Origin of the sequence: Limimaricola sp. AA108-03 (assembly GCF_050847355.1) — a bacterium.
Lineage (GTDB): Bacteria > Pseudomonadota > Alphaproteobacteria > Rhodobacterales > Rhodobacteraceae > Limimaricola.
Window position 1 is genome coordinate 922,818 of record NZ_CP193755.1, and the last position, 23,546, is coordinate 946,363.

22 protein-coding genes are annotated in these 23,546 nt (G+C 68.4%); 14 read left to right on the forward strand and 8 right to left on the reverse strand.

Features of this window, described 5'->3' with window-relative positions:
* Positions 1–54: 54 nt before the first annotated feature.
* From ACRAQ3_RS04605 to folD, 13 genes are all read left to right on the forward strand, one after another.
* Positions 55–816: an SDR family NAD(P)-dependent oxidoreductase gene (locus ACRAQ3_RS04605; protein WP_432255832.1), complete on the forward strand. Its 762-nt coding sequence runs from the start codon at positions 55–57 to the stop codon at positions 814–816.
* A 214-nt stretch (positions 817–1,030) separates the two neighbouring features.
* A complete protein-coding gene (tolQ, locus tag ACRAQ3_RS04610) occupies positions 1,031–1,705 on the forward strand; it encodes a protein TolQ (protein ID WP_207569209.1) in 675 nt (224 codons plus the stop codon).
* A 1-nt stretch (position 1,706) separates the two neighbouring features.
* The gene (locus tag ACRAQ3_RS04615; protein ID WP_432255833.1) at positions 1,707–2,201 is read left to right on the forward strand and encodes an ExbD/TolR family protein; all 495 of its coding nucleotides are present in this window, start codon (positions 1,707–1,709) and stop codon (positions 2,199–2,201) included.
* Positions 2,202–2,211: 10 nt separating this feature from the next.
* The gene (locus tag ACRAQ3_RS04620; RefSeq protein ID WP_432255834.1) at positions 2,212–3,423 is read left to right on the forward strand and encodes a hypothetical protein; all 1,212 of its coding nucleotides are present in this window, start codon (positions 2,212–2,214) and stop codon (positions 3,421–3,423) included.
* Between the two features lie 119 nt (positions 3,424–3,542).
* On the forward strand, positions 3,543–4,874 hold the full coding sequence (gene tolB / locus ACRAQ3_RS04625; protein WP_432255835.1) for a Tol-Pal system beta propeller repeat protein TolB: 1,332 nt from the start codon (positions 3,543–3,545) through the stop codon (positions 4,872–4,874).
* 76 nt (positions 4,875–4,950) lie between these two features.
* Positions 4,951–5,502, forward strand: coding sequence for a peptidoglycan-associated lipoprotein Pal (pal, locus tag ACRAQ3_RS04630; RefSeq protein WP_085894632.1), 552 nt, complete (start codon positions 4,951–4,953; stop codon positions 5,500–5,502).
* The gene (ybgF, locus tag ACRAQ3_RS04635; RefSeq protein ID WP_432255836.1) at positions 5,502–6,335 is read left to right on the forward strand and encodes a tol-pal system protein YbgF; all 834 of its coding nucleotides are present in this window, start codon (positions 5,502–5,504) and stop codon (positions 6,333–6,335) included. The genes pal and ybgF overlap by 1 nt, the downstream gene beginning before the upstream one ends.
* Positions 6,332–7,570 carry a tRNA lysidine(34) synthetase TilS gene (gene tilS, locus ACRAQ3_RS04640; RefSeq protein WP_432255837.1) on the forward strand — a complete coding sequence of 413 codons (1,239 nt, stop codon included), beginning with the start codon at positions 6,332–6,334 and terminating at the stop codon, positions 7,568–7,570. The genes ybgF and tilS overlap by 4 nt, the downstream gene beginning before the upstream one ends.
* A gap of 80 nt (positions 7,571–7,650) precedes the next feature.
* Positions 7,651–9,567 carry an ATP-dependent zinc metalloprotease FtsH gene (gene ftsH, locus ACRAQ3_RS04645; RefSeq protein ID WP_269397067.1) on the forward strand — a complete coding sequence of 639 codons (1,917 nt, stop codon included), beginning with the start codon at positions 7,651–7,653 and terminating at the stop codon, positions 9,565–9,567.
* A 120-nt stretch (positions 9,568–9,687) separates the two neighbouring features.
* Positions 9,688–10,287 (forward strand): MOSC domain-containing protein, encoded by a 600-nt coding sequence (locus ACRAQ3_RS04650; RefSeq protein ID WP_432255838.1) that lies wholly within the window; start codon positions 9,688–9,690, stop codon positions 10,285–10,287.
* An 81-nt stretch (positions 10,288–10,368) separates the two neighbouring features.
* A complete protein-coding gene (locus ACRAQ3_RS04655) occupies positions 10,369–12,045 on the forward strand; it encodes a formate--tetrahydrofolate ligase (protein ID WP_432255839.1) in 1,677 nt (558 codons plus the stop codon).
* Positions 12,046–12,096: 51 nt separating this feature from the next.
* Positions 12,097–12,402, forward strand: coding sequence for a chorismate mutase (locus tag ACRAQ3_RS04660; RefSeq protein WP_269397064.1), 306 nt, complete (start codon positions 12,097–12,099; stop codon positions 12,400–12,402).
* Positions 12,399–13,292, forward strand: coding sequence for a bifunctional methylenetetrahydrofolate dehydrogenase/methenyltetrahydrofolate cyclohydrolase FolD (folD, locus tag ACRAQ3_RS04665; protein WP_432255840.1), 894 nt, complete (start codon positions 12,399–12,401; stop codon positions 13,290–13,292). Before ACRAQ3_RS04660 ends, folD begins: the two co-directional genes overlap by 4 nt.
* A 7-nt stretch (positions 13,293–13,299) precedes the next feature.
* Here the strand turns inward: folD and pdeM are convergent, their stop codons facing one another.
* Genes pdeM through ACRAQ3_RS04680 form a run of 3 tightly spaced genes read right to left on the reverse strand, consistent with a single transcriptional unit; the run spans position 13,300 to position 17,108 of the window.
* A complete protein-coding gene (gene pdeM, locus ACRAQ3_RS04670) occupies positions 13,300–13,989 on the reverse strand; it encodes a ligase-associated DNA damage response endonuclease PdeM (protein WP_432255841.1) in 690 nt (229 codons plus the stop codon).
* A gap of 49 nt (positions 13,990–14,038) precedes the next feature.
* Positions 14,039–16,471 (reverse strand): ligase-associated DNA damage response DEXH box helicase, encoded by a 2,433-nt coding sequence (locus ACRAQ3_RS04675; protein WP_432255842.1) that lies wholly within the window; start codon positions 16,469–16,471, stop codon positions 14,039–14,041.
* 31 nt (positions 16,472–16,502) lie between these two features.
* Positions 16,503–17,108, reverse strand: a complete 606-nt coding sequence (locus ACRAQ3_RS04680; protein WP_432255843.1) for a MarR family winged helix-turn-helix transcriptional regulator — start codon at positions 17,106–17,108, stop codon at positions 16,503–16,505.
* Between the two features lie 138 nt (positions 17,109–17,246).
* On the opposite strand from ACRAQ3_RS04680, the gene ACRAQ3_RS04685 reads away from it, so the two are divergent.
* A complete protein-coding gene (locus ACRAQ3_RS04685) occupies positions 17,247–18,734 on the forward strand; it encodes an MDR family MFS transporter (RefSeq protein ID WP_432255844.1) in 1,488 nt (495 codons plus the stop codon).
* A gap of 6 nt (positions 18,735–18,740) precedes the next feature.
* Here the strand turns inward: ACRAQ3_RS04685 and ACRAQ3_RS04690 are convergent, their stop codons facing one another.
* The 5 genes from ACRAQ3_RS04690 to ACRAQ3_RS04710 all read right to left on the reverse strand — a co-directional run bounded on the left by ACRAQ3_RS04690 (position 18,741) and on the right by ACRAQ3_RS04710 (position 23,545).
* Entirely contained in the window at positions 18,741–20,051 is a 1,311-nt protein-coding gene (locus ACRAQ3_RS04690) for an ATPase (RefSeq protein WP_432255845.1), read from the reverse strand.
* A gap of 88 nt (positions 20,052–20,139) precedes the next feature.
* Positions 20,140–20,991: a tetratricopeptide repeat protein gene (locus ACRAQ3_RS04695; protein ID WP_432255846.1), complete on the reverse strand. Its 852-nt coding sequence runs from the start codon at positions 20,989–20,991 to the stop codon at positions 20,140–20,142.
* A gap of 26 nt (positions 20,992–21,017) precedes the next feature.
* The gene (locus ACRAQ3_RS04700) at positions 21,018–21,575 is read right to left on the reverse strand and encodes a tetratricopeptide repeat protein (RefSeq protein WP_085894645.1); all 558 of its coding nucleotides are present in this window, start codon (positions 21,573–21,575) and stop codon (positions 21,018–21,020) included.
* Between the two features lie 11 nt (positions 21,576–21,586).
* The gene (locus ACRAQ3_RS04705; RefSeq protein WP_432255847.1) at positions 21,587–22,573 is read right to left on the reverse strand and encodes a type II secretion system F family protein; all 987 of its coding nucleotides are present in this window, start codon (positions 22,571–22,573) and stop codon (positions 21,587–21,589) included.
* Positions 22,574–22,576: 3 nt separating this feature from the next.
* The gene (locus ACRAQ3_RS04710) at positions 22,577–23,545 is read right to left on the reverse strand and encodes a type II secretion system F family protein (RefSeq protein WP_269397055.1); all 969 of its coding nucleotides are present in this window, start codon (positions 23,543–23,545) and stop codon (positions 22,577–22,579) included.
* Position 23,546 lies beyond the last annotated feature (1 nt).

The following is a 23,546-nucleotide window of genomic DNA, read 5'->3' on the forward strand; positions in this document are numbered from 1 at the left end:
CCCTTGCCATGCCGTTGCCCGCGGGCAGCGCCACCGACAGCAAGGAGTTTCACGATGCGATACAAGGGGAAAACGGTTCTGGTCACGGGCGCGGCCTCGGGGATCGGCGCGGCCACGGCACGGCGATTCTCGCGCGAAGGCGCGAACGTGGTGCTGTCCGACACCGACTCGGACAAGCTGGCCCAGGTCGTGCGCGACCTTCCGGCGGCGCATACGCGAACCATCACCGGCGATATCGCAAAGCCCGCCGATTGCGAGGCGATGGTCACCACGGCAGTAGAGAATTTCGGCGGACTCGACATCCTCGTGGCCAATGCAGGATTTGCGGTGATGGGGCCGATGGAGGAGGTCTCCGACGAGAACTTCGCCGGGGTGATCGAGAACAACCTCACCGGGACCTACCGCACCATCAAGGCGGCTTGGGAGCCGCTCAAGAAATCCAATGGCACGATCATCGCGACCTCGTCGGTTTCGGGCATGCGCGGCGATTTCGGGGCCTTCGCCTACGCGACTTCCAAGGCCGGGATCTCGAACCTGGTGCGTTCGCTCGCGCTTGATTTCCAGCGCCATGGCATTCGCGTCAACGCGGTGGCGCCGGGCTTCACCGAGACCGGACTGACCGCCGATATGATGAACAACACGAAGTTCCTCGAGCGGATGCACAGCCGTATCCCGATGGGCCGCGACGGCCAGCCCGAGGAGATCGCCGGCGTGGTGGCGTTCCTGGCCAGCGAGGATGCCAGCTTCGTCAACGGGGTGATCCTGCCGGTGGATGGCGGGCTGACCGCCTCGAACGGCCAGCCGCCCTTGGCCTGAGCGCAGGGCAGGGTGAGCGAGGGGCGCGGGATCGGACGATCCGCGCCCCTTTCGCTTGCGCGGAGTTCCGCCGATCGGGGTTGGGGCGACCGGCGGAGGGCTGTTGCCTGTCACGCCGCCGTGCAAAGCGCGAAGTGGATTTCGCGCCACGGATCGGTTATGCGCGCCACTAGCGGCCCGCGAGAGGCCACGCGCGTCACTAAAGAGCAGGCAGATGGATCAGGTTGTAGACTTCTCGATGTGGGGGCTCTTTGCCCGCGCGACGATCACCGTCAAATTCGTCATGATCGCGCTGATCCTGGCCTCGATCTGGTGCTGGGCCGTGATCGTCGACAAGGTGATCCAGTACCGCGCCGCCCGAGCCGAGGCCGCGCGCTTCGACCGCGCCTTCTGGTCCGGCGAGCCGCTCGACCAGCTGTTCGACGAGATCGGCGCCGACCCGAGGGGCGCTTCGCAGCGCATCTTCGCCGCCGGCATGACCGAGTGGCGCCGCTCGCACCGCCAGGATGGCGGGCTGATCGCAGGCGCGCAGGCGCGCATCGACCGCGGCATGGACGTGGCCATCGCCAAGGAGGCCTCGCGCCTGCAGCGCGGTCTGCCGGTACTCGCCACCACCGGTTCGACCGCGCCCTTCGTCGGGCTGTTCGGCACGGTCTTCGGCATCATGAACGCCTTCATCGAGATCGCCGAGGCGCAGAACACCAACCTCGCCGTGGTGGCGCCGGGCATCGCCGAGGCGCTGCTCGCCACCGGCCTCGGCCTGATGGCCGCGATTCCGGCGGTGATCTTCTACAACAAGCTTTCGGCCGATTCCGACCGGCTGCTGGGCGGCTACGAGGCCTTCGCGGACGAGTTCTCGACCATCCTGTCGCGCCAGCTGGACAGCTGAGATGGGCGCGGGTGTCATGAAGTCGGGCGGCGGCGGCAATCGCCGGGGACGCCGCAGGGGCCGGGCCCAGCCGATGGCCGAGATCAACATCACACCCTTCGTGGACGTGATGCTGGTGCTGCTGATCATCTTCATGGTCGCGGCGCCGCTGATGACCGTGGGCATCCCGGTGGAACTGCCGCAGACCGCCGCCTCGGCGCTGCCTTCCGACGAGGAAGAGCCGCTGACGGTGACCGTCACCGCAGAGGGCGGGCTGCTGATTCAGACCACCGAGGTGCTGCAGGGCGAGCTGATCACGCGGTTGCAGGCGATCGCCGCCGAGCGGTCCAGCAACCGCATCTTCCTGCGCGCCGACGGCGCCAATGCCTGGGATCGGGTCGCCGAGGTGATGGGCGCGCTCAATGCCGGCGGCTTCTCGAATATCGGTCTTGTCACGGATGTCGGCGGTTCGGATTTCGGGGCGGGCGCGCCGACCGCGCTGCCTTCGGGCGGCTGAGGCATTCGCGATGAGCACGGGGGGCTACATCTCGGGCATCGGCCATGCCGGCCTGCTCATCTGGCTCGTCATGGGCTGGGGGTTCGACAGCGAGCCTCTGGACTTCGAGGTCGCGCCCGTCTCCGTGGTCTCCGGCGAGGAATACGCGGCGCTCGTCGCCGCCACCTCGCCGCAACCGCAGACCGAGCTGCCGCCCGCCCCCGAGACCCCGGTGGTCGAGGAAACCCCGCCCGCGCCCGAGACACCGGTCGAGACCCCGGCCGAGGCGCCACCGCCGCCGCCCGCGCCCGAGGCACCGGCCGAGGAAACCCCGCCGCCGCCCGCGCCGGAGCCGCTGCCCGAGCCGCCGGCCGAGATGGCCGAGGAAATCGCGCCACCGCCGCCGCCGCCCGCCGCCGCGCCCGCACCGACAGAGGTACCCGAGATCGCCGAGCGCCCGGTACCGCGCCCGGCGCCGCGCGTGGCGCCCGAGGCCGTCGCGCCGCCGCCGCCGGATGCACAGGTGGCCGATGTCGTGCGCGAGGCGGCGACGCCCGAAGCCGAGAGCGCCGAGGTGGCCGAGATCGAGGAAGAGGCCACCGCGCCGGAGGAAGCCACGACCGAGATCGTGACCGAGGCCGAGGAACCTGCCTCGGCACCCGAAACCCCGCCCGCGCCGCAGGTGGCGGCTCTGGCGCCGCCCTCGGCGCCGCGCCCGCCGTCGCGCCCCGCGCGTGCCGCCCCCCAACCCGAACCGGCGCCCGAAACCCCGGCGCAGACCCAAACGGCCGCCTCCGAGAACGTCACGCCCGAGCCCGAACCGGCGCCGAGCACCGACACGAGCGACGCCGTGGCGGACGCTCTGGCGGCGGCCCTAGCCTCGACGCCGGCGCCATCGGCCCCGGCCGCCGCCGCCAATCCCGGCCCGCCGATGACCGGTGCCGAGCAGGATGCGTTCCGCGTCGCGGTGCAGCAGTGCTGGAACGTCGATGTCGGCTCCGAAGCGGCGCGGGTGACGCTGACCGTGGCCTTCGATCTCGATCCGCAGGGGCGGGTGCAGGGCGACGTGCGGCGCATTTCCGGCGCGGGCGGCAGCGACGGTGCGATCGAGGCGGCCTTCCAGGCCGCCCGACGCGCGATCCTGCGGTGCCAGCGCGACGGTTACGTGCTGCCCGCCGACAAGTACGAGCAGTGGAAGGAGGTCGAGATGACCTTTGATCCTTCCGGCATGAGAATGCGCTGATGTTTCGGCCCGCTCACGAAACCGTTGAACCCGCGCGCCCGAAGGGGCGTTGCCCAAACACACGCCGCTGCGCACAAAGGGGCGCCAGACCCCCGCGGCCTGACGGAACGAGGACCAAGATGCTGACCAGAACCATCGCGCTTCTGCTGGCGCCGCTCGTCGCGGCGACCGTGCTTCCCGCCCCCGTGACCGCCCAGAGCGGCCCGTTGCAGATCACCATCTCCGAAGGCGTGATCGAGCCGCTACCCTTCGCCGTGCCGGGCTTTCAGGCCGAGACCGCTGGCGCCGAACAGATCGCCGCCGACATCACCCGCGTCGTGGCGCAGGATCTGAGCGGCACCGGGCTGTTCCGCGAGATCCCGGCCTCGTCCTTCATCTCCACGCCGGCGAGCTTCGCCAGCCCGGTGGCCTATCCCGACTGGCGCGCGATCAACGTGCAGGCGCTGATCACCGGGGCGGTCGCCGTCAATGGCGACCAACTCACCGTGAAGTTCCGCCTCTACGACGTCTTCACCGGCGCCGAGCTGGGCGAGGGGCTGCAATTCGCGGGCACCACGGGCGGCTGGCGCCGCATGGGTCACAAGGTGGCCGACGCGGTCTATTCGCGCATCACCGGCGAGAGCGGCTATTTCGATAGCCGCGTCGTCTTCGTCTCCGAGAGCGGCCCCAAGGACAACCGCGCCCGGCGCCTTGGCATCATGGATTACGATGGCGAGAACCGGCAGTTCCTGACCGACAGCAACTCGCTCGTGCTGGCGCCGCGCTTCTCGCCCAATGGCGACCGGGTTCTCTACACCAGCTACGAGAGCGGCTTCCCGCGGATCAACCTTCTGGACGTGGCCAGCGTCGGCCGCCGGCAGATCACCACGGTCGAGGGCGAAATGGCCTTCAGCCCGCGCTTCTCCAAGGATGGCGGCGCGGTGATCTACTCGGTTTCGACGGGGGGCAACACCGACATCTATCGCACCGAACTCGGCTCCGGCGCGCATAGCCGCCTCACCTCGGCGCCCTCGATCGAGACCTCGCCCTCGCTGTCCCCCGACGGCAGCCAGATCGTGTTCGAGAGCGACCGTTCCGGCACCCAGCAACTCTACGTCATGCCCGCCTCGGGCGGCGAGCCGCGGCGTATCTCCTTCGGCGAGGGGCGCTACGGCTCCCCGGTCTGGTCTCCGCGCGGCGATCTGATCGCCTTCACCAAGCAGAATGCGGGCCGGTTCCATATCGGCGTGATGCGCACCGACGGCTCAGAGGAGCGGCTGCTCACCTCCTCCTTCCTCGACGAGAGCCCGACCTGGGCGCCGAACGGGCGGGTGCTGATGTTCACGCGCGAGACGCAGGGCGCCTCGGGCGGGCCGCAGATCTATTCGGTCGATATCTCGGGCCGCAATCTCAAGCAGGTGCCGACGGGCGGCTTCGCTTCCGATCCGTCCTGGGGACCGTTGCAGCAATAATGACGCGGCGTTTGCACGAGGGCGACCCCGTGCTACGCATGCCGGTAATCACTCCTCGAGGGGCAGGACCAAACACATGAACAAGTATCTCACCGCTTCCATCCTCGTCGGCGCGCTGGCGCTTTCGGCCTGCACGCGGCCCGACCGCTTCGGCGGCGGCGCAGGTGCGGGCGCCGACGGCATGGGCGCGGGCGCCGGCATGGGTGCCGGTTTCGATCAGTCGGCGATCGGGCAGGGCGGCCTCGGCGCCGGCAACCCCAACAGCCCCGAGTACTTCGCCCAGAGCATCGGCGACCGGGTGCTGTTCGCGGTCGACCAGTCGACGCTGAGCTCCGAGGCCATGGCGACGCTGGATGGCCAAGCGCAATGGCTGATGACCAACACCGACTACCTCGCGGTGATCGAGGGCCATGCCGACGAGCAGGGCACGCGCGAATACAACGTGGCGCTGGGCGCGCGGCGTGCCAACGCGGCACGCGAATACCTGATCTCGCGCGGCGTGCCGGCTTCGCGCCTGCGGACGATCTCCTACGGCAAGGAGCGCCCGGTCGCGACCTGTTCCGATCCGAGCTGCTACGCGCAGAACCGTCGCGCGGTCACCGTCATCGCGGCCGGGGCGCTGAGCTGATGATGGCCCCCCTGCGCAGCCTCGCGCTCCTGTGCGCCCTCGCGGCTCCGGCCGCGGGGCTTGCGCAGGGGCAGGACAAGACGCTCGCCGACATCCGTCAGGAACTGTCGGTTCTCTACGGCGACATCCAGTCGCTCAGGGGCGAGCTCAGCACCACCGGTGCCGCGCCGCAGGCGGTGGGCGGTAATTCCGCGCTCGAACGGCTCAACGCCATCGAGGCACAGCTTCAGGGGCTGACCTCGAAGACCGAGGAGCTGGAGTTCCGCATCAATCGGATCACCACCGACGGCACCAACCGCGTCGGCGATCTCGAATTCCGGATCTGCGAACTCGACGAGAACTGCGACATCAGCCAGCTCGGCGATACGCCATCGCTTGGTGGTGTCGACAGCGCCTCGAACGTGCCCACCCCTGCGGCGCCGGCCACGACCGGTTCCGGACCCGCGCTGGCGATCGGCGAGAAGGCGGATTTCGAGCGGGCGTCGGAGGCGCTCGCCCAAGGTGACTTTCGCGGCGCCGCTGACCAGTTTGCGGCCTATCTCCAGACCTACCCGGGCGGTGCGCTGAGCGCCGAGGCGCTTTACAAACGTGGCGAGGCGCTTTCCGGGCTGGGCGACAACGCCGGCGCGGCGCGAGCCTATCTCGACAGCTTCTCGGGCGATCCCGACGGCAAGGTCGCGGCGCAGGCGCTGCTGGAACTCGGCCAGTCGCTGGCGGCGCTGGGGCAGGTGCCCGATGCCTGCGTGACGCTGGGCGAGGTCGGCACCCGTTTCCCGGGCAACCCGGCCGCGACCGAGGCGCAGGCCGCGATGCAAAGCCTGTCCTGCCAGTGACCGCCGGGCCGGACGATCTCGTCCGCCGCGCGACCCGATGCCTCGAGACCGGGCCCCGCAACGGGCTCGGTCTCGCCGTTTCGGGGGGCAGCGACTCCATGGCCCTGCTGCACATGGTCGGCCCCGCGGCTCGCGCGCGCGGCCTGACCTGCCGCGTGGCGACCGTCGATCACGGCCTGCGCCCCGAAGCACGGGCCGAGGCGGAGCGCGTCGCCGCGGCTTGCGTGCGCCTCGACCTGCCGCACGAGATCCTCGATTGGACGGGCTGGGACGGGCGCGGCAACCTGCAGGATGCGGCTCGTCGCGCGCGGCAGGCATTGCTGGGGGATTGGGCCCGGCGCCATAGCCTCGACGCGGTGGCGCTCGGCCACACGCGCGACGATCAGGCCGAAACCGTCCTGATGCGCCTCGCGCGCGGCTCCGGCGTCGACGGGTTGTCGGGCATGGCGTCAGCGCGCGCGACCGCCGGGCTGCTCTGGTTGCGCCCGTTGCTGGATCTCGGTCGCGCCGAACTGAGGGACTGGCTGGAGAGCCGGGGCATCGGCTGGGACGAAGACCCCTCCAACGCCGATATCCGGTTCCAGAGGGTACGAGCGCGCCGCGCCATGACGGCGCTCGAGCCGGTCGGAGTGACGCCGGACGGCCTCGTGGCTACCGCCGAGCGGATGGCCTTGGCCCGGATAGCGCTGGAGCATCTCGCGGATGCGCTGTCGGCCCGGGCCGTGCGGCTCGCGGCGGGGGCGGTGTCGATCGACCCGGAGGCTCTGGCACAGGCTCCGGAGGAAACGCGGCTGCGACTGGTTTCCGCCGCGCTGCGCTGGATTGCGGGTAGCGACTACCGCCCCCGGATCGACGCGCTGCGGGCGGCCCTCGCCGGAGCGAGCGCCGGGCGGCGTACGCTGGGCGGCGTCGTGCTGGAGACTTGGCGCGGCGCGATGTGGTTGAGCCGGGAGGTCGCGGCAACGGCACCCGATGCCACGCCCGATGCCTTGTGGGACGGGCGCTGGCAGTTGTCGGGGCCCGCGCTTTCGGGGGTGCGTGTCGCGGCGCTCGGGGAGACCGGCCTGCCGCTTTGTCCACAGTGGCGCGAATTGGGGCTGCCACGCGCGGCGCTGCTGGCCAGCCCGGCGATCTGGCACGGCGACACGCTGGTGGCGGCCCCCTGCGCTGGCGAGCCCGGTGAATGGTCCGCGCGGATTGTCGCGGATTTCCCTTATCGGGTGCTTCCGCATTGAAGATACCGCGCCAATCTCTATCTTGATTCCGTGGCCCGCGTGCCATTAAGCGCGGCCAAACCAATTTCGGAGGAAATCCTTTGGGCAACGCGCGCAACATCGCCTTCTGGGTCGTGCTTTTCTTGCTGATCCTGGCGCTGTTCAACCTGTTCAGCGGCGGGCAGTCCACGCTCCAGTCGAATTCCCGCAACTATTCCGACTTCGTCGAGGCGGTGGAGACCGGCAACGTGTCGCAGGTCACGCTCGATGGCGAGGAAGTGCGCTATCGCGGTACCGACGGGCGCGACTACGTCACCATCAAGCCCGAGGATGCCGAGGTCACGCAGCTTTTGATCGAGCGTGACATCCCGGTGAACGCGCGCAGCCAGGAGCAGTCGGGCTTCACGACCTTCCTGCTGTCGCTGCTGCCCTTCCTGCTGCTGATCGGTGTCTGGATCTACTTCATGAACCGGATGCAGGGCGGTGGCCGTGGCGGTGCCATGGGCTTCGGCAAGAGCCGCGCCAAGCTGCTGACCGAGAAGCATGGCCGCGTCACCTTCGACGACGTGGCGGGCATCGACGAGGCCAAGGACGAGCTCGAGGAGATCGTCGAATTCTTGCGCAACCCGCAGAAGTTCTCGCGCCTTGGCGGCAAGATCCCCAAGGGCGCGCTGCTGGTGGGCCCTCCGGGCACCGGTAAGACGCTTCTCGCACGCGCCATCGCAGGCGAGGCGGGCGTGCCCTTCTTCACCATCTCGGGCTCCGACTTCGTCGAGATGTTCGTGGGCGTCGGCGCCAGCCGCGTGCGCGATATGTTCGAGCAGGCCAAGAAGAACGCGCCCTGCATCGTGTTCATCGACGAGATCGACGCCGTGGGCCGGTCGCGTGGCGTGGGCTATGGCGGTGGCAATGACGAGCGCGAGCAGACGTTGAACCAGCTTCTGGTCGAGATGGATGGCTTCGAGGCGAACGAAGGCATCATCATCGTCGCGGCGACCAACCGTCCCGACGTGCTTGACCCCGCCCTGCTGCGTCCCGGCCGCTTCGACCGGCAGGTTCAGGTGCCGAACCCCGACATCAAGGGCCGCGAGAAGATCCTCGGCGTGCATGCCCGCAAGGTGCCGCTCGGCCCTGATGTCGATCTGCGCATCATCGCCCGCGGCACGCCCGGCTTCTCGGGCGCCGATCTCGCCAACCTCGTCAACGAGGCGGCGCTGATGGCCGCGCGCGTCGGCCGCCGGTTCGTGACGATGATCGATTTCGAGAACGCCAAGGACAAGGTGATGATGGGGAGCGAGCGCCGCTCCATGGTCATGACCGAGGACGAGAAGAAGCTGACCGCCTACCACGAGGCCGGTCACGCCATCGTCGGCCTCAACGTCCCGCAGCACGACCCGATCCACAAGGCGACGATCATCCCGCGTGGCCGTGCCCTCGGTCTGGTGCTCAGCCTGCCCGAGCGCGACCAGCTCTCGGTCACCTACACCAAGTACAAGTCCAAGATCGCCATGGCGATGGGTGGCAAGGTCGCCGAGGAGCTGATCTTCGGCAAGGAGAACGTCACTTCGGGCGCGACCTCGGACATCCAGCAGGTGACCAAGATCGCCCGCGCGATGGTCACGCAGTTCGGCTTCTCGGACAAGATCGGCCATATCGACTATGCCAACGAGCAGCAGAGCTATCTCGGCTCCTACTCGGGCGGGGCCAGCCATTCGGCCGAGACCCAGAAGGTCATCGACGAAGAGGTTCGCCGGATCATCGACGAGGGCTACGAGACCGCCAAGCGTATCCTGACCGAGCGCCGCGAGGATCTGGAGCGTCTGGCGCAGGGTCTTCTCGAATACGAGACGCTGACCGGCAACGAGATCACCCGCGTGATCGCGGGCGAACCGCTGAACCGGGGCGATGACGACGACAGCCAGAAGCCCGAGCAGGGCGGCGGCGCGTCGATCACCGCGATCCCGAAGACGCGCAAGCCCAAGCCGACGGATGGCGGGCTGCCCGAGCCCAGCGCCTGATCAGACGTTCCACGTGAATCGAGACGAGCCCCGGCCCCGCAAGGCGCCGGGGCTTTTCATGCGCGCTTGAGCAATACCGGGCGGACTGGCATGAGGGGCGCAACCATCGCAGGAGTTGCCATGCCCGCCCTTGCCCCTACCGGTTATACCGGCCGCATCACTTGGCTGGGCCGGGTGCCGCATCGCGACGCCGCGCCGATCGAGACCGAGGCGCTGAGCGAGATGTCCCTCGGCTTCGGCGGCATGGAGGGAGAGGTCCATGCCGGCCTGACCCGGCCCTCCTGTTCGCGCGTCACCGCGCAACATCCCAAGGGCACCGAGATCCGCAACACCCGTCAGCTCTCTTTGCTTGGGGCCGAGGAGCTGGACGAGATCGCGACGAGGCTGGGGTTGGACGCGCTTGATCCCGCCTGGCTCGGTGCGTCCTTGGTGGTGGCGGGCCTGCCGGATTTCAGCCACCTGCCGCCCTCGGCGCGGCTACAGGGGCCCGATGGCTGCACGCTGGTCGTCGATATGCAGAACCGGCCCTGCCAGTTCCCTGCGATGACCATCGAAGCGGCCCGTCCCGGACATGGCAAGGCGTTCAAGCAGGCCTCCAAGGGGCTACGGGGGGTCACGGCCTGGGTCGAGCGTCCGGGCACGCTTCGGCCCGGCGATGCGCTGCGACTGCACCTGCCCGACCAGAGGGCGTGGCGTCCCGAGGCCCGAAACGACGCTTAAGCGCGCAGAAGGGTCGCGCCGGCGCGGCACGATACGGCCCGTGATCGCGAGGCTGGACGGCAGGGAGAGGGGAGAGCGGACATGGTGCAGAAATCGGACATCGAAATCGCCCGCGCGGCGGACAAGCTGCCGATCCGGGAGATCGGCGCACGGCTGGGCATCGGCGAGGCCGACCTGCTGCCCTACGGGCATGACAAGGCCAAGATATCGCAACGCTTCATCGACAGCCTCGATGGCCGACCCGACGGCAAGCTGATCCTTGTGACGGCGATCAACCCGACCCCCGCCGGCGAGGGCAAGACCACCACCACCGTGGGCTTGGGCGATGCGATCAACCGGATCGGCCGCCGCGCCGCGATCTGCATCCGCGAGGCCTCGCTCGGGCCGAATTTCGGCATGAAGGGCGGGGCGGCGGGCGGCGGCTACGCGCAGATCGTGCCGATGGAGGAGATGAACCTCCACTTCACTGGCGATTTCCACGCGATCACCAGCGCCCACAACCTGCTCGCGGCGATGATCGACAACCACATCTACTGGGGCAACGAGCTCGAGATCGACACCCGCCGCATTACCTGGCGGCGGGTCATGGACATGAACGACCGGGCTTTGCGGCAGATCACGGCATCCTTGGGCGGCGTGATGAACGGCTTTCCGCGCGAGGCGGGCTTCGACATCACCGTCGCCTCCGAGGTCATGGCGATCTTGTGCCTCGCCACCGATCTGCGGGATCTGCAGAGGCGGCTCGGTGACATGATCGTGGCCTACCGCCGCGACAAGACGCCAGTCTTCGCGCGCGACCTCAAGGCCGATGGCGCGATGACGGTGCTGCTGCGCGACGCGATGCAGCCCAACCTCGTGCAGACGCTCGAGAACAATCCCGCCTTCGTGCATGGCGGCCCCTTCGCCAATATCGCGCATGGCTGCAACTCTGTCATCGCCACCCGAACGGCGCTCAAGCTTGCCGATTTCGTGGTGACCGAGGCCGGCTTCGGCGCCGATCTAGGCGCGGAAAAGTTCTTCGACATCAAGTGCCGCAAGGCCGGGCTGCATCCCGACGCGGCGGTACTGGTGGCGACGATCCGGGCGCTGAAGATGAATGGCGGCACCCCCAAGGAGGATCTCGGCACGCCGGATGCCGAGGCCGTCGCGCGCGGCTGCGCCAATCTCGGGCGGCACCTCGCCAATCTCAAGGGCTTCGGCGTGCCGGTGATCGTGGCGATCAACCACTTCGCGGGCGACAGCGAGGCGGAGATCGCCACCGTCATGGACTATGTTCACCAGCATGGCTCCGAGGCGGTGCTGTGCCGCCACTGGGCCAAGGGCGGGCGCGGTGCCGAGGCCCTGGCCGAACGGGTGGTGAAGCTGGCCGAGAGCGGTGCCTCCGCCTTCGCGCCGCTCTACGAGGACGGGATGGGACTGTTCGACAAGATCGACACCATCGCGCGCCGCATCTACCACGCCGATCAGGCGATCGCGGATGCCAGGATCCGCGACCAGCTCCACGCATGGGAAGCGCAGGGCTACGGCCATCTGCCGGTCTGCATGGCCAAGACGCAGTATTCCTTCACCACCGATCCGACCCGGCGCGGCGCGCCCACCGGGCACGACGTGCCGGTGCGCGAGGTAAGGCTGTCGGCGGGGGCGGGCTTCGTCGTCGCGGTCTGCGGCGAGATCATGACCATGCCTGGCCTGCCGAGCCGTCCCGCCGCCGAGAAGATCCGCCTGTGCGAAGCCGGTCATGTCGAGGGTCTGTTCTAGGCCGCCGCACTGTGGGAAAAGGCCCCCGAACGAGCTTTCGGAGGGTTTCGAATGACGGCAGCGGCCGAAATCGGCGACATGGCGGCGCTCAGGCGCGAGATCGACGCGATCGATGCGGAGCTGGTGCGCCTGCTGGCGCGCCGCGCGACGATGATCGAACGCGCGATCGAGCTGAAACCGGGCGAGGGGCTGCCCGCGCGGATCGAGAGCCGGGTGCAGGACGTGCTCGACAAGGTGATCGCCCGTGCCCATGCCGAGGGGCTCGATACCGGTCTCGCGGAGCGGCTGTGGCGCGAGATGATGGAGCATTTCATCGCGCGCGAGGAAGAGGTTCTGGGCAAGGGAGACGCCGAATGAGCGCCACCATCATCGATGGCAAGGCCTTTGCCGCCGACATCCGGGGCCGGGTGGCCGAACAGGTCGCGGCGCTGAAAGCCGATCACGGCATCACCCCCGGTCTCGCCGTGGTGCTGGTCGGCTCCGACGCGGCCTCAGAGGTCTATGTGCGGTCGAAGGGCCGGATGACGGTCGAAGTCGGCATGGAGAGCTTCGAGCATCGCCTGCCCGAGGAAACCTCCGAGGCCGATCTGCTATCGCTGGTCGCGCAACTGAACGCCGACCCGGCGGTGCATGGCATCCTCGTACAGCTGCCGCTGCCCGGGCACATGAATTCCGACGCGGTGATCAACGCCATCGATCCGGCCAAGGACGTGGACGGGTTTCATATCTCCAATGTCGGCCTGTTGGGCACCGGACAGAAGGCGATGGTGCCTTGCACGCCGCTGGGTTGCCTGATGATGCTGCGCGAGCATCTGGGTGACATGTCGGGCAAGGAGGCCGTCGTCATCGGTCGCTCCAACATCGTCGGCAAGCCGATGGCGCATCTGCTGCTGGGCGAAAGCTGCACGGTGAGCATCGCGCACAGCCGTACCAAGGACATCGCCGACGTGGTGCGCCGCGCCGACATCGTCGTGGCGGCGGTGGGCCGACCCAAGATGGTCAAGGGCCACTGGATCAAGCCCGGCGCCACGGTGATCGATGTGGGCATCAACCGGGTCGAGGCCGAGGGCGGCAAGACACGGCTCGTGGGCGATGTCGATTTCGACGCGGCCCGGGAGGTCGCGGGCGCGATCACCCCGGTGCCCGGCGGCGTCGGACCGATGACCATCGCCTGCCTGCTCGCCAACACGCTGACCGCCGCCTGTCGGGCGAACGGCCTGCCAGAGCCCGAGGGGCTGACGGTCTGATCCCGGGCTAGAAGCGCCGGCGTCCCCGCCCCGTGCCCTTGCGTCCGGGGTAGGGGACGAGCAGAGGCTTGGTACCCGTGAGCACCGCGAAAGCCGGGCTGCCGATCAGCGCCGCGAACTCCGGCGCGGTGGCGGGCATGCCGCCGGTATAGGCGCCATAGGCGGGCAGGATCATCCGGTCCGCGTCGAACAGGAAGCATGGCCTCGTTCCGCCGCAACCGGGCAGGCCGAGCTTGGGGTGGTAATGCCCCGACAACTCGCCCCGCGCGCCCACTTCGGCGATATGGCGGAAAACGAGCGGACCGATGACCAACTCGACGTGATGCTCGCCCGGCAGTCCCGCCGGTCCGGGATCGTGATTGCCCTCGACCCAATGCCAGACGCGCCCTTCGATCAGCGAGACGAGATGTGCGCGGTCCTCGTCGTCCAGCCCGTTCGCGGCATCCAGATCGTCGAAGCTGTCGCCCAAGCAGAGCACGCCGCCCGCGCCCGTTTCTAGCAGATCCGCCTCCAGCCGCTCCAGCGTCGCGCGGGTCTCATATGGCGGCAGCATGGTGCCGCGACGGCGCGCGATGCGCTCGGACTTGCCGAAATGCAGGTCCGAGACGATCAGCAGGTCCCGTGCGGCCCAGTGGAGCGCGCCGGAGCCCAGCGCACAGAGCGTCTCGCCCTGGAAGGGGATCTCTATTCCGTTCATGGAACGGTCCCATGCCCGCACGGGGCGTCGCGTGCAAGCGGGACCTCCCTCACACCCCCGCGACCGTGGGGGCGCCGAAGGCCGCGAGACCCGATTCCTTCAACAAACGCGCCGCCTCCTCCTCGGCCAGCCGCTCGCGGCCGGCACCCGCGACGGGCACCCGGTCGCGTTCCAGCAGCATCGCGGCGGCAAGCGGCGTGGGGCGGGCGGCGCGAACGAGATCGACCCGGCCCTTGGTGCGCTCCAGCATTTCCTCGACCCGGGCGAAGTCGACGAGACCGCGCATCGCCTCTTCGCGGGTGACCCGCAGGATCAGGTGCTCTGGGTCGTATTTCGCCAGCGTGTCATAGAGGATGTCGGAGCTGAACGTTGCCTGCCGACCGGTCTTGCGGACCTGCGGCAGGTTCTTCTCGATCAGTCCGGCAATGCTCGCCACGCCCCGGAAGGTGCGCTTCATCACCGCGTTCGAGGTCAGCCAGCCCTCCAGCCCCTCGCGCAGCTCGTGCGCTTCGAACAGCGGCGCCGGATCGCTGAGCTCGTCGAGCCCCCAGATCAACGTCGCGTAATCGGTGCCGACGAAGCCCAAGGGGTGCAGGCCCAGTGTCTCCATCCGCCGTGTCAGAAGCAGACCCAGCGTCTGCTGTGCGTGGCGGCCCGCGAAGGTGTGGAAGCAGGCATGGTGACGCCCGTCATGCTCGAAGGTTTCCACGAGGATGCGACCCCGCTCGGGCATCTTCGACACCTCGCGCTGGAGGTGCAGCCAATCGCGCGTATGGGGCGGCAGTTCGGGCCAGTCGGGGCGTTGCAGATCGTCGAGGATGCGATGCGCGAGCTGCGCCGAGGTCGGCATCTTGGCCCCGGCGTAGGTGGCGATGCGCGGTTCGCGATCGGCGCGGCGGGTGACCTCCACCGTCATTTCGCGCAGCGTCTCGTAGCGCACGATCTGCCCGCCGATGAGAAACGTGTCGCCCGGGGTGAGCGATGAGGCGAAACCCTCCTCGACCTCGCCCAAGGGCTTGCCTCCGCCGCCGCGCATCCGCACCTTCAGCATGTCGGCATCCTGGATCGTGCCGATATTCATGCGGATGCGCAGGGCGCTTCGAGGGTCGCGCAGCTGCCACAGCCCGTCGGGGCGCCGCAGCAGCCGCTTCCACTTGTCATAGGCGCGCAGCGCATAGCCGCCGGTGGCCACGAAATCGAGGCAGTCGTCGAATTGTGCCCGGCTGATCCCGGCATAGGGGCCAACGCTCTTCACCTCGGCGAAGAGCGCGTCCTCGTCGAAGGGTCCCGCGCAGGCGGTGATCATTATGTGCTGGCACAGCACGTCGAGCGGGCCGGGGCCGCGCGGGCTGCCGTCGAGCTCGTGGTCGCGCACCGCCTCGAGCGCCGCCATGCATTCGACCACCTCGAAGCGGTTGGCGGGCACCAGCAGCGCCTTGGACGGTGCGTTGTAGCGGTGGTTGGCCCGGCCGATGCGCTGCACCAGCCGCTTGATGTTCTTGGGCGCGCCGATCTGGATCACCAGATCCACGTCGCCCCAATCGATCCCGAGATCGAGGCTGCCAGTGCAGACGATGGCGCGCAGATCGCCCGCAACCATCGCGGCCTCAACATTCTCGCGCACCTGCCGCGACAGGCTGCCATGATGGATTCCGATCGGCAGGTCGTCTTCATTGGCGAGCCAGAGCTTGTGAAAGAAGATCTCGGCCTGGGCGCGGGTGTTATGGAAGATCAGCGTGGTCTTGTGCCGTTTCACCTGCACCAGCACCTCGCGCACGGCATAGCCGCCGCCCGCGCCGGCCCATGGCGGCGGCGCTTCGGTGCGCAGCATCGAGATGTCTGGATCGGGGCCGGGATCGGCCTCGATGATCTCGCAGGACTCGGGATGCCGCGCGAGCTGCGCGGCCAGCGCCTCGGGGTCGTCCACCGTGGCCGAAAGCCCGACCCGGCGCAGCCCGGGGGCAAGGCTTTCGAGCCGCCCCAGCGACAGCATCAGCTGGTCGCCGCGCTTGCCCTCCATCAGCGCATGGATCTCGTCGACCACGACCCGTTGCAGCCCGGCGAAGATGCGCGGCGCGTCCTCGTAGGAGATCATCAGCGCGAGGCTTTCAGGCGTGGTCAGCAGGATATGCGGCGGATCGGCGCGCTGACGTTTCTTGGCGGTCTGCTTGGTGTCACCGGTCCGGTCCTCGATCCGGATCGGCAGTCCCATTTCCTCGACCGGGATGGTCAAGTTACGCCTGATGTCGGTGGCCAGCGCCTTCAGCGGCGAGACGTAGAGTGTGTGGAGCCCCTTGTGATCGCCCTCCGCCAGCTCGGCGAGCGTCGGCAGGAAACCCGCGAGCGTCTTGCCGCCACCGGTGGGTGCGATGAGCATGAGCGCGGTCGCGTCGGACCGGTCGAGCATCTCCTGCTGGTGCGGATGAACGCTCCAGCCACGTTTGGAAAACCAGTCCTCGAAGATGGGGGGCAGGGCGCTCATCACCCCCATCTAGGGCGCGTGGCCCCCGCTTTCAAAGCGCGGCGAGCTTCTGCGCCAGATCGTCGCGCAGCCGACCGATCCGGTTCTCCAGATCCGCCTCGTCGGCGGTGGCGCCGGTTTCGGACCAGTGCGAGAACCGCTCCAGCAGCGGCAACAGCGTTTCGCGCTCCTCCACCGTCCAGTCGGAGAGAAACCCGCCCAGAAGCAGGAACTTGTAGCGCCGCACCGCCTCGACGATGGCCTGCCCCGAGGGGGTGAGGGCGACGATGGTTCGCCGCGCATCGGCTTGGCTCGCGGCGCGTTCGGCAAAGCCGCGCGCGATCAGGTCCGAAACGATCCGGCTGGCGCGCGACGGGTCGATGTTGAGCCGCTGCGCCACGGTCGACACCATGGTCTCCTCGGCGGGGTCGTCGCCGAACTCGTTGACGGGCGCATGGATCGCGATCATCACATCGAGCTGCGCGAGATCGAGCGGCAGACCCAGTTCGGAGAGCGCCCGGTGCCCCAGTTCTCGCGTGCGCACCCGTCGGCGCCAGCGTTGCAGCACCGCGTCGAAGGCGAGTGCCGCCCGCGTCACCTCCGGATCGATCCCGGCCCGCGCCATGTCCCCGATCAGTTCCTCGTCGCGTTCGGCCATTCCCCGCCTTTCCAAATTGCATGCCATTGACATGAATCTGCCAGTATCACATATCTGGCGTCACCGCCCCGTCTCCGCAAGCCTCTTCGCCCTTCGGCGGAGCGTGCGGGCTTGTACCCTGATAGCCCGGAGTTTCGCATGACCGCCACACCCCAAGCCATGGAGACGCCGGGCCATCATCGGCGACTGGCGATCTGGGCGGTGGCGGTGACTCTTTTCGTGGCCTCGACCGGCCAGACCATCGTGTCCACGGCGCTGCCGGTGATCACCGCCGATCTCGGCGGGCTGAACCGGATGAGCTGGGTGGTCACGGCTTATCTTCTGGCCTCGACCGTCGGCGCGCCGATCTTCGGCAAGCTGGGCGACTTGTTCGGTCGCAAGGCGGTGATGCAGGCCGGGCTGGGGGTGTTCACCTTGGGCGCGTTGATTTGCGGCGTCGCGCCGTCGATGGAGGTGCTGATCGCGGGGCGCGCGGTGCAGGGGCTGGGCGGCGGGGGCCTGATCGTGGTGGCGATGGCGGTGGTGGCCGACCTGCTGCCTCCGCGCGAGCGTAGCCGGGTGCAGGGCGCGCTAGGCGGGGTGTTCGGCCTTTCCACGGTGGTCGGGCCGCTGGTCGGGGGCTTTCTGGTGCAAAGTCTAGGCTGGCACTGGATCTTCTTCGCCAACCTGCCGGTGGTCGCCATCGCTTGGGTCGTGCTGCAATCGGCGTTGCGCGGACGCGCGCCGGGCGCCCGGCCCCACATCGACGTGGCAGGGGCGGCGCTCTTGACCGCGACGCTGTCGGGGCTGGTGCTGGTAACGAGCATGGGCGGCACCGCGCTGGGCTGGAGCGAACCGGCGATGCTGGCGCTGATCGGCGCGACGCTGGCGTCGCTCACGGGGTTCCTTTTCGTCGAGGGCCGTGCCGCGGAGCCGATCCTGCCGCTGTCGCTGTTCCGGCTCAACGCGGTGGCGGTGGTCAACGCGGCGGGGCTACTGGTCGGCATGGCGATGTTCGGCACGATCACCTTCCTGCCGCTCTATCTGCAGGTTGTGCAGGGGGTCTCGCCGGTATTGTCGGGAATGTTCCTGCTGCCGATGATGGGGGGACTGATCGCCGCCTCGATGGTCTCGGGGCGGGTGATGGGCCGCACGGGCCGCTACAAGGCGCTACCGGTGGCCTCCACCGCGCTGCTGGCCGTGGCGATGCTGGGTCTGTCGCGGCTTGGTCCCGACACGCCGCTCTGGCAGGTCGTGGCTTTGATGACGGCCACCGGGCTCGGCATCGGGCCGATGATGAGCGTCGGCGTCGCGGCGATCCAGAACGCGGTGCCGCGCGCGATGCTGGGGGTGGGCACCGCCAGCGCCAACATGTTCCGCCTGATCGGCGGCTCGCTCGGCACCTCGATCTTCGGGGCGGTGTTCGGCGCCGAACTGGCGCAGAACCTCGCGGGCCGCGTCGAGGGGGCAGGGCTCGGCACGATCAGCCGCGACAGCGTGATGGCGCTCGAACCGCATCTGCGCGAGAGCGTGCTGGCAGGCTTTGCCGCGGCGCTCGATCCGATCTTCCTGCTGGCGGCAGGGATCGCCACGCTGGCCTTCGCCGTCACGCTGCTCTTGCGCGAGGTGCCCTTGGCCGAAGCGTGAGGGGGTTCAGCGCACCACCGCGCCCTCGCGTACGAACATGTTGTCCCAGGCCCGATCGATCAGTTCGGGCGTCATCTGGTAAGGGATTCCCTCGAACTCGCAGATCGAGATGATCTGGTCGATCAGGAATACCGGTTGGTAGTTGGCATAGACATTGCCGATGGTCGGGTACTTGGCCTTGAGCAGATGGATCAGCGCGGCCTGGCTCAGCGGCATCTTCTTCTTGCGCGCCACCAGCGCGAAGATCTTGAGGAAATCCTCCTGGCTGGGCCCGTCCACGCGGATCTTGAAGAAGATCCGCCGCAGTGCCGCCTGGTCGAAGATCTCGTTGGGATGGAAGTTGGTGGAGAAGATCACCAGCGTGTCGAAGGGCACCTCGAACTTTTCGCCGGATTGCAGCGCGAGGATATCGCGGTTCTCTTCGAGCGGCACGATCCAGCGGTTCACCAGCTTCTGGGGCGGTTCGGCCTGTCGGCCCAGATCGTCGACGATGAACACACCTCCCGTGGCCTTGAGCTGCAACGGCGCCTGATAGGTGCGCGCCACCGGGTTGTAGACCAGATCGAGCATGTCGAGCGACAACTCGCCCCCGGTGACGACCGTGGGCCTCTCGCAGCGCACGTAGCGGGTGTCGAAGCGCGTGGTCGAACGGCGCAGCGCGTTCGGGTCCTCCGGGGCATCCTCGATGCTGGCATGGATGATCGGGTCGTAGACGGTGATGACCTGCCCGCCATATTCGAGCGCGCGCGGCACATAGACAAGATCGCCGAGCGCGGCGCGAATGCCGTTCGAGATCGAGGATTTGCCGTTGCCGGGCGGGCCGTACATGAGGATCGAGCGTCCGGCCCCGATGGCGGGTCCGAGCTGGCCGATCAGCCCGGGCGGCAGCACCAGATGCCCCATCGCCGCCTGCAGCCGGTCGCGGGTCATGGTCAGGTTGCGTACCGACTGCCTGGCCACCTGCTCGCGGTAGTCGGCGAGAGGCACCGGCATGGCACCGAAATATTCCGATTGCGCCAGCGCGTCGAGCGCCCGGGCCCGGCCCGCCTCGGTAAGCTGGTAGGGCATTTCGGCACTGGCACCGGGACCGGTGAGCGTGCCCATCGCCTCGATCAGCTTCTGACCGCGCAACAGATCGACGAGTTCCTGCGCGACGTTGACGGGCAGGCAGGTGGCACGGGCGACCTCGCTGACCAGTCGGGCATTCATGCGGAAGATCGTCTTGAGGGCGATGTCGCGCATCATCACCATCGGCAGTCCGGCCGCCTCGAGGCTGCGCGGTACCTGCGGCGCCATCGCGCCGATCTGCATGTTCATCGAGATCTCCCGTCACTGCCGCCGCCATTCGGCCCTGCCGCCCGATCCTCGTAGGCGATTGTGGCAGCAGCGGGGAAGCAGCCCGGCGCTAGTTGGTCGCGCCGCCTTCAAGGGCGTTCAGCGCCCGCGCGGCCTCTTCGAAATGCTGCGGATGCGTCTCGACCGCGTCGCGCAGCAGCCCCTTGCCGATCGTTACGTCGTTCTGCTTGATCGCGGCGAGCGCCAGCGTGTAGAGCAGCTGCGCCCGCTCGGTCTGGGTCATCGGCACCACCGGCAGCTGGTAGTTGCGCTGGGCACCCCGCGCGAGAATGAGGTTGTTCTTGGCGGTGAAGAGCCCCGGCTCCTGCCGCAGCGCGTCGGTGAAGAGCCGCTCGGCGCCGTTGTAGTCGCCGCGGGTGAGCTTGGAATAACCCCAGTTGTTGAGCACGCCCGCGGGCGTCGTGGTCAGCCCCGCCGCGGTTTCGTAGAAGCTGTCGGCGCGGCTCCATTCCTCGTTGCTGTCGGCGACCATCGCCTCGAGCCGGTAGCGCTGGAAGGTTTCGAAGGTCGGCGGAATGCCGTCGAGCACGGCCTCGGCCTCGTTCCAGGCATTGGTGCGGATCAGCGCGTCGGCCAGCTCGACGCTGTCGGCCGGACCGGATTCCGGATGCGCGACCACCTTGCGCCACGCGGCCACGCCCTCGGCGCTGCGCTTGGCGCGGACCAGCGAGGTGGCCAGACCCCGCTGCAGCGCGATGGCGGCGGGTTCCGCCGTGACGAGGCGCTGAAAATAGGCGACGCTTTCGGATGGCTCGGCCACCGTCAGCATGATCTCGTTGAGGTCGGCGTCGCGGGCCTCGCGCAGATCCCCGACCGCGCGCGACACCTGGCCCTCGGAATCGCCGCATCCCGCGAGAATGAGCGCCGACAACAGGGCGCAACAGCTGAGGGGAAGGCGCATGGGCGCGTCCTTTGTGCTCGACATCCTCACAGCGCGGTCAGGATCGCGTATTGCCCCGATCCGCGCCGCACCAGCTGGAACTCTTCCGTTTCCTGCGGGCCAGCATAGAGCGCGCCGTCACGCTTGGCGAGGGCCCGGCGCAGGTTGTCGCGCACCATGTCATCGCCGCCATCCACCAGCGCGAAGGCGCGGCGAAAGCTCTCGGCGGCCTCCGCGGCGCGGTCGGTCTCCATCAGCACCACGCCGAGGTTGTTCCAAGCCGGCGCGAAGTCCGGATCCTCGGCCACGGCACGGCGCAGCAGCCGCTCCGCCTGGCCCAGACGGCCCAGCCGCAGATTGGCCGAGCCCATCGCCGAGAGCGTGTCGACATCGAGACCCTGCTGGCCGGCGGCGCGGCCATAGGCGTTCAAGGCCAGTTCCGGCTCGTTCGCCGCCATCAGCCGGTGCCCGACGATCAGCCCATCCACATCGGGCTCACCTGAGGGGCCGGGGGCATAGACGCCGCCTGCGGATGCGGAGAGGCCGCCTGCATCCGAGCAGGCGGCCAGCAAGGCGAGGGCGGCAAGAATGGCGATCGATCGCATATGTGAGAGAGTCAGTTCCCGGCAGCCCCGCCGCCAAGGGTCATGTAGATGTCGAAGATCGACGGCCCGATCAGGATGATCAGCAGCGGCGGCACCGTCAACATCATCGTCGCCAAAGTCATCTTGGTGGGCAGGGTGTTGGCCTTTTCCTCGGCCCGCATCACGCGCTTGTCGCGCATCTCGGCGGAGAAGATCCGCAGCGCTTCGGCGATGGAGGTGCCGAATTGCTGGCTTTGCACCAGAACCGTGACGAAGCTCGAAATATCGACCACGCCGCAACGTTCCGACAGGTCGCGCAGCACCAGCGCCTTGTCCTTGCCTGCCTTCATCTCGTGCGCCACCTGGCTGTATTCGAAGGCGAGGTCCGGATATCCCGCACGCAGCTCGTGGCTGACGCGGATGATCGCCTGATCGAGCGACTGGCCCGCCTCGACGCAGACCAGCATCATGTCGAGGCTGTCGGGGAAGCCGTCGGTGATCTGCTGCTTGCGCGCCTCGCGGCGCCGGGTAACCCAGTATTTGGGCCCCATGTAGCCGATCGCGGCCGGGATCAGCGTCGCGGTGATCAGGTCCTGCGTCGTGGCCTCGCCCCGGCTCAGCGCCCAGATCAATCCGGCCAGAAGCGCGCTGATGCCCAAGGCGAACTGGCTGAAATGGTAGATCCGCACCGCGTTGCGCGCGCGGTAGCCCGCCTGCATCAGCCGCAGCCGCACGGCCGAGAGCTCCTCGGCGTTCTGCGGCTCGAGAAACGTGGCGTAGCGATCGAGCTTGTCGGCCGCCGATGGCGCCCGCAGCCGGTCGACCGGACTCGCCTGAGCCTCGCCTCCCTCGCGCGCGTTCTGGGCCCTGAGCTTGTCGAGCGGGTCCTCGCGGCGGCGCAGTAGGGCCGGCAACGTCAGGAGGATCATCGCGAGACCGAGCAGGCCCACCACGATGAGTGGTCCGGCCGGGCCGAGATGTTCGACGAGGATCGCCTGGATCTGCTGGAACACGGGCATGGTTCAGACCTTGATGTTGACGAGGGCACGCATGACGATGACGTTCACGGTCAGGAAGGCGCCGACCACGAAGCAGGCCGGGATGAACACCGCCGTCTCCCGCACCTCGTCGTAATAGTTGGGGTCCATCAGGTTGATCCCCACCAGCGCCGCCAGCGGGAAGCCGGAAAGGAACATGCCCGACCATTTGGCCTCGGCGGTGATGGCCTTGACCCTGCGGAACAGCCGGAACCGGGCGCGCACCACCTTGGCGAGGCCGTCGAGGATCTCGGCGAGATTGCCGCCTGCCTGTCGCTGGATCGTCACCGCCACGGCGAGAAAGCGCAGATCCTGCATGTCGAGCCGCTCGGCCATGGCCTTCAGGCTTTCGCTCATGTCGCGCCCATAGGCGGCCTCGTCGGCGATCACGCCCATCTCCGAGCCCAGCGGATCGGGCACCTCGCGCGCGACGATGCCGATGGCCGATGAGAAGGGGTGGCCCACGCGCAGCGATCGCACCATGAGTTCGATCGCCTCCGGCAACTGCGACTCGATCAGCCCGAGGCGCTTCTTGGCCTTGTTGTTGACCCAGACATAGACGCCACCCACCCCCATCGCCGCGCCAACTACGATCCGAATGGGCAGGCTCGCCGCCGTGCCCACCGAGAGGCCGGCGAAGGCCAGAAGCCCCAGCCCCGCCATCAGCAGCACCAACTGGGTCGGGGTGAAGGCGATATTGGCCTTCTGCGCCTTGTGGGCGAGGATCGAGTAGAGCGGCACGCGGCGCGACTTCAGGTGCTGCGTCATCTCCTTGCGCAGCTGTTCGAGCACCTCTTCGCGCCGGCCGCCTTTTTCCAGCAGCGTCAGGCGGCGATTGACCCGGTTGTTGAGGCTGATCGAGCGTCCGAAGATGGTGAGGTAGAGCCCCTCGACCAGCACCAGGACGGCGACGAAGACGAGGCCGTAGATGATCGGTTCCGCGCTGAGGTTCATG

Bases quoted from the DNA above. Each gene is read 5' to 3' on its own strand.
- ACRAQ3_RS04605 (WP_432255832.1), top strand. From the start codon at position 55: ATGCGATACAAGGGGAAAACGGTTCTGGTCACGGGCGCGGCCTCGGGG.
- tolQ (WP_207569209.1), top strand. From the start codon at position 1,031: ATGGATCAGGTTGTAGACTTCTCGATGTGGGGGCTCTTTGCCCGCGCG.
- ACRAQ3_RS04615 (WP_432255833.1), top strand. From the start codon at position 1,707: ATGGGCGCGGGTGTCATGAAGTCGGGCGGCGGCGGCAATCGCCGGGGA.
- ACRAQ3_RS04620 (WP_432255834.1), top strand. From the start codon at position 2,212: ATGAGCACGGGGGGCTACATCTCGGGCATCGGCCATGCCGGCCTGCTC.
- tolB (WP_432255835.1), top strand. From the start codon at position 3,543: ATGCTGACCAGAACCATCGCGCTTCTGCTGGCGCCGCTCGTCGCGGCG.
- pal (WP_085894632.1), top strand. From the start codon at position 4,951: ATGAACAAGTATCTCACCGCTTCCATCCTCGTCGGCGCGCTGGCGCTT.
- ybgF (WP_432255836.1), top strand. From the start codon at position 5,502: ATGATGGCCCCCCTGCGCAGCCTCGCGCTCCTGTGCGCCCTCGCGGCT.
- ACRAQ3_RS04650 (WP_432255838.1), top strand. From the start codon at position 9,688: ATGCCCGCCCTTGCCCCTACCGGTTATACCGGCCGCATCACTTGGCTG.
- ACRAQ3_RS04655 (WP_432255839.1), top strand. From the start codon at position 10,369: ATGGTGCAGAAATCGGACATCGAAATCGCCCGCGCGGCGGACAAGCTG.
- ACRAQ3_RS04660 (WP_269397064.1), top strand. From the start codon at position 12,097: ATGACGGCAGCGGCCGAAATCGGCGACATGGCGGCGCTCAGGCGCGAG.
- folD (WP_432255840.1), top strand. From the start codon at position 12,399: ATGAGCGCCACCATCATCGATGGCAAGGCCTTTGCCGCCGACATCCGG.
- pdeM (WP_432255841.1), bottom strand. From the start codon at position 13,989: ATGAACGGAATAGAGATCCCCTTCCAGGGCGAGACGCTCTGTGCGCTG.
- ACRAQ3_RS04675 (WP_432255842.1), bottom strand. From the start codon at position 16,471: ATGAGCGCCCTGCCCCCCATCTTCGAGGACTGGTTTTCCAAACGTGGC.
- ACRAQ3_RS04680 (WP_432255843.1), bottom strand. From the start codon at position 17,108: ATGGCCGAACGCGACGAGGAACTGATCGGGGACATGGCGCGGGCCGGG.
- ACRAQ3_RS04685 (WP_432255844.1), top strand. From the start codon at position 17,247: ATGACCGCCACACCCCAAGCCATGGAGACGCCGGGCCATCATCGGCGA.
- ACRAQ3_RS04690 (WP_432255845.1), bottom strand. From the start codon at position 20,051: ATGAACATGCAGATCGGCGCGATGGCGCCGCAGGTACCGCGCAGCCTC.
- ACRAQ3_RS04695 (WP_432255846.1), bottom strand. From the start codon at position 20,991: ATGCGCCTTCCCCTCAGCTGTTGCGCCCTGTTGTCGGCGCTCATTCTC.
- ACRAQ3_RS04700 (WP_085894645.1), bottom strand. From the start codon at position 21,575: ATGCGATCGATCGCCATTCTTGCCGCCCTCGCCTTGCTGGCCGCCTGC.
- ACRAQ3_RS04705 (WP_432255847.1), bottom strand. From the start codon at position 22,573: ATGCCCGTGTTCCAGCAGATCCAGGCGATCCTCGTCGAACATCTCGGC.
- ACRAQ3_RS04710 (WP_269397055.1), bottom strand. From the start codon at position 23,545: ATGAACCTCAGCGCGGAACCGATCATCTACGGCCTCGTCTTCGTCGCC.